At 60.2% G+C, this 4,973-nt stretch carries 3 protein-coding genes; all 3 read left to right on the top strand.

The features are described from left to right. Window positions 1-1,024, top strand: a 1,024-nt coding sequence (locus NTX40_00005; protein ID MCX5647474.1) for a hypothetical protein, incomplete at its 5' end; no start/stop codon positions are given. Between the two features lie 4 nt (window positions 1,025-1,028). Beyond that, window positions 1,029-3,044 carry a hypothetical protein gene (locus tag NTX40_00010; protein ID MCX5647475.1) on the top strand — a complete coding sequence of 672 codons (2,016 nt, stop codon included), beginning with the start codon at window positions 1,029-1,031 and terminating at the stop codon, window positions 3,042-3,044. A 40-nt stretch (window positions 3,045-3,084) separates the two neighbouring features. Continuing rightward, window positions 3,085-4,245, top strand: coding sequence for a hypothetical protein (locus NTX40_00015; protein MCX5647476.1), 1,161 nt, complete (start codon window positions 3,085-3,087; stop codon window positions 4,243-4,245). Window positions 4,246-4,973 lie beyond the last annotated feature (728 nt).

The raw sequence follows: 4,973 nt of genomic DNA on the forward strand, positions 1-4,973 counted from the left end.
GGAGATGGGACGCATCGCCCTGGAATACGACCTCGCGCCCCAGGCGGCAAAGGGGTGTTTCCTCCTGCTGGAGACGTGGCTCCGGGAAGTTCAGGACAAGAGGCCCCTCAACATCGAGAAGTTGGCGGTCCGCGAGGCGGCCGAGAAGGTCACCACGCCGCCCGCCCAGGAAAAGTACACCGACTTCTGGGGGAACGTCAAGAAGAACGCCATCCAGCCGGGCCAACTCGTCAACCGCAAAACCTGCCCGTGGTACCTCGACGACCTCAAGGAACAAATGGCGATGTATCTGGGGTTCCTGGCGTTCGTGGAGGGCAAGAAGGACGAGGCCCTGGCGTGGTACAAGAAGATCCTGGAATGCGACCCGACGACGCGGCGTTTGGACACCGCGGGCGAGTGGAACGATTACTCCCGCCTCAAATGGGGCGCGGAGCACGGATACCTCTACGCCTATCCGGCGGAACTGGCGCTCTTCAAAGACCCCCGGCACCGGCTGGGCGTGCTCCTCTGCGACTTCTACTACGTGACGGAGCGGTGGGACAAGGCGCGGAACCTGGCCAGGAACATCCTCGACGGCAAGTACGGGCCGGTCAGCCCGGCGTCGCGCGAATACGTCCAGTACATCTATGCCGCAGGCGTCTTCCGTACCCAGGGCCGCGAGAAGGCCGTCCCGGAGTACCTGAAGGTGATTGGGCCGGCGAGGAGCGGCAATTTCCGCTCGTTCACGCAGCAGCGAGCGGCCTACGCGGCAGCGAACCTCGGGCGCGGCTCGGCGAACGAAAAGACCCGTCAATTGTCCCGGGAACTCCTCGTCCGGTTGATTCGTTCGCCTCAGCAGACGAGCGAGACCTACAAGGCCCGGATCGTCTTGGCCCAAGACCTGATACGCGAGAAGCACCTGGCCGAGGGCTTGGCTTTGCTCAAGACGTTCCCCAAGGACGCGGGGGACTATAAGGCCCTCGCGGACTACTATCTGGCGGAGTATGCGAAGGAATACCGGGATCAAAGACAAGGAAAGGATTGAAGCCATGAAACCGCACGCTTGGACGCTGTGGCTGGTGGTGGTCCTGGTGGGCACGACCGGCGCCTGGCTGGTCTCGCGCGGCTGGGCCGAAGAGACGCACACGGTGACACCGAAGGGTACCGGTAAGGTCGAGAAGAACTTCGACATCGATAAGAACGACGAGGAACCCGTCAGTCCGGAGTCGGTGGTCGGGGAAGGCAAGATCACGATCACCACGAAGACCTTCAAGCTGCCGACGGGATGGAAGTTCGATGATTTCAAGGAAGACAAAACGCCGGAAAACCGGAAGCAGTTCAACCCCGGCGACTACGTGGACATCGAGATCGATCCGCAGTGTCTGCCCCCGGTGGTGGACGCGCCGACGGTGCAGGTGAAGGGACCGCCGCCGGCCAGGGAAAATCCCGACGAGATCAAGGTGGTGGTGACGGACCTGACGGTCCCGACCACGGTAGGCTGGCCCCTGAAGTGCGAGGGAAACTTGACGCCCCCGTCCGGCGGCGGAGGCGGCGGAGGCGAGGAAAAATGGCACTGGTCGGCGAAGATCAGCAAGTACGTCGTTGACCTGGACACGGACACCAACAACAACGGCACCATCGACGGATACGAGGACGAATATGAAAACTATCCGTCGGGCCGCGTGGTCTGCCTCAGCCGGGAAGGCGATGGCAAGGACCTCGATGATTTGGCCGAGATTCGCCTGAGGGTTGAAAACAGCACGGACGGGACGGTCACGCTGGAGGAAATAGGTGACAAAGTCAAGGTATGGGACAATCCTGATAAGACTGGCAATCCTATCATCTCCCCAAGCGACAACTCGGAAACCTGGCCCGTCGGCGAAATGCCAAGCCAGTTGTGGGTGGATGGGGTCACTCTAGGCCAATCCACGTTGAAACTCAGCCACAAGGACCAGCAAGACTTGATCAAGATACTCGTCTGTGATCCGATCTCCTGGTCGCCGAGGGGAAACACGGTTTACGTTTACGAACCTTACATACCCAACACGGACGGAAGCGATGCGATCTGGAACAAAGTGCAAAGTTGCGGCTGGACCAATAGAATAAGGTACGCCGGCATGGACCAATGCACTTTGGCCAGGCTCAAAGAGCCGGGCCAGGCTGACCCTGACCTCAGAATCGGGATCGTGGCCTATCATTCCTTAGGCACGCACGATCCGCCACTCGACACGGTCGAAGTGGCTCGCGGCACTCAAGCCGAAATGATCGCCTGGAAAGGAGACGAACCCGATATGTACGTTGCGCTATCAGAAGTAGCAATAGGACCTCCTTATCCACCGTATGCCGTGAAGGCCAAGGCCGCCTGGTTCCAGAACAAATGGAAGCCCAAGTTGGACGCCAACCGGGCCATCGTCGTTATGATGGCATGCAACACGTACCCGAACATCACGGCGAGCGTTGGCGGGCGATCGGCATTCGGCTACCTGGGAGATTCGCACCCGAACTTACACGGGCCCAATATGAACCTCCTGTTCGGCCGGCTCAACGGGTCCGAAGCAAACCGAAAATGGCGCACGACCGGAAGGGCCTACGGCGCCCTCGGGTTCCAAGACGACTTTAGGCTATATCTGACTCCTGTCGGCGATCAGTATCCCCCTCCGGACCCCGACAATCCCCAGGCTCTCTGGACGACGCTGAATCCGTCGCCAAACAAAAATTGGGTGGGGTTGGAATATTATTTGACGTTTCCAACAGGGGCTGCGCCCCGCAAAGGCGCCGGCTGCATCGTGTTTGATACGTACATGGAGGATGAACAGGCCCCGAATGGACAAGACCCGAACGAGGCTGTTAAAGTCAAGGCGGGCACGGGGGTGACCGATCGGCGATGGTTCCCCAACGCCGGCGGCAACGACTTCCTGGTCAGTTTCGACTTCGAACACGGCGGCGTGACCATGCAGGCCGACGCGGATTGCTGCCTCAACCTGGATACCGACGACGACGCTCCCCGCCGCCAGATGTCCGGAGAGCGGCTGGAAAGCGGTGTGGACAAGGAATGGAGTTTCTAACACATAGGAGTGGACCAGACCGGAATAGGAGGTGGATTCCATGAGAGCATTAATGCTCCTATTGATTGCGGGCATGGTAGTCGCGGGCGTCGGTTTCCGCGCGGTGGTCGCAACCGGCGAGGAAGCCGTCCCTGAAGCCTTGCCGCAGGGTTCCGCGGCGGCTGCCGCAGCGGACCTGGAGGCCTCGGCCGTCCGGGCCCTCGGCGTCGTCGAGGGTAAGCCGATCGACACCGGCTTCGTCTTCGTTGATGGCTGCTACGTCGAGGCCCCTTATACCGTTTCCCGGCGGGGCCGGCAGATATCCATTAACGGCATCTTGATCTACCAGTGGGCGGAATGGCCGTTGATGGACCGGCACGTCCGGGAGGATCCGGGACCCCCGCCCAAGGAGTACGAAAACATGAAGTCGTTTAACGACGTCCTTGCCAGCGATTCGATGGCGGAATGGTTGAACTGCCATCTGGAGCGGAAGCGGCGCTACCTCTACGAGCATTTTCCGGAGGAGGAGGCGAAGAAAAAAATGCTGGAGTATTACCGCCAATGTCCCTTCGTGGCTAGTGTAAATGTGCCGGCAGAAGGGCCTGTGGAAATCGTCACCAAGAGCGGCAAAAAGGAGAACATGACCACTACCCCTCCCCTCCCACACATGCCCGGACACTGGGATTTTGGCGCCCAGGATGTGCTCCGTGGTCTTGAAGATTGGCGTAATTTGCTCACGCGGTTCCTCTCGGAAAACGAGACTCGGTTTTTTTTCGGCGTTCCCTTCCAAGCGTACGGTACCGAAATCAGCCCGAGGGGGTACTATCCCACGTCCTGGCAGCGTCCCGGCGACTTGAAACTGATGGTCGAGATTCTCACGTCCGCCCGGTCCGAGGCGGAGAAGATTGAACTCTTGGGCCGCTTGGAGTTTCTCCCTTCGCCCAACGCGGGGAAGTTCCTCCATCCGGTCTTCGCAGCCTTGGCGGCGGAGACAAAGGGACACTATGAGACGCTCATCCGGAATTTCCGGCCCTCCGCCCAACTGGCCGAGCGGATCGCGGAGATGGTCAAAAAGAGCGGCGTCACGCCCCGCACTATCAAGGAACTGCCCGACGAAATCCCCTGGGACCGCGCGGAGCGCCTCGACAAGGAGAAGCGAGAGAGGGAGAAGCAAGAGAAGGAGGAGCAAGAGAAGGGGCAGGGTGCCGTCGAGAAGAACTGACCCCTTGGCCGCGACGGCGTCGGGCGGTCTTCTTCGGCAGGCTTTGGATGAGCCGGTCCGCCCCTCTTTCGCCCCCTTTTTCCGGTTTCCGTGCCTGCCACGGCGTAGCCGTCGGGCGAAGCCGGGTTCCGCGTTGTTTCGCCGTTCCCCCCATTCCCGCCTTTCTCCCCATGTTAGAAAAGGGGCCCTTCGGGCTGCGTTCTCAGCGGCCTCCCCATGTAAGAAAGGGGCCCTCTGGGCTGCGTTGAAAACACGGCTCTGCGGTTAAACCCCGTCCGGACAAGGCGTTACGCCCGCCCAACCTTGCCCGCCGTGGCGGGCGACCGGCGGGTAAACGTTCCGCAACAAACCCGCTCCCCCCGCCACGGCGGATAAACTTCGGGTCGCGGCTAACCGTCCGCGGTTTTGTCGTTTCATTCCGCATTCCGCAATCTCCCTGTTCCTTCGTTGGAGCCCTTCGGGCCGCAATCCGCAATCACTCTCTCCCCGGCCGTCCAATGCTGTTTCTTTGTCAAATGCGAGATTTTCCCCGCCCAAAACGACTTACGTGCGTCCGCGGGAAGTTATGCACATAAAGGTATGCACATGACATGGATGGAAAAAGTGCGAAATAGGGCACAAAAACCGGTAAAAACCGCCCCAAAAACGTGAAAAAAGTCGAAAAAGGCCCTAAATCCGCGCTAGCCCATCTTAACATTCGGGTCCCGTGCAGTGAAAAAACCGCCCGG

It is taken from the genome of Planctomycetota bacterium, from assembly GCA_026387035.1.
Taxonomy (GTDB): Bacteria; Planctomycetota; Phycisphaerae; order FEN-1346; family FEN-1346; genus JAPLMM01.

Coding starts and splice junctions, on each gene's coding strand:
- NTX40_00015 (MCX5647476.1), top strand. CDS start 3,085: ATGAGAGCATTAATGCTCCTATTGATTGCGGGCATGGTAGTCGCGGGC.
- NTX40_00010 (MCX5647475.1), top strand. CDS start 1,029: ATGAAACCGCACGCTTGGACGCTGTGGCTGGTGGTGGTCCTGGTGGGC.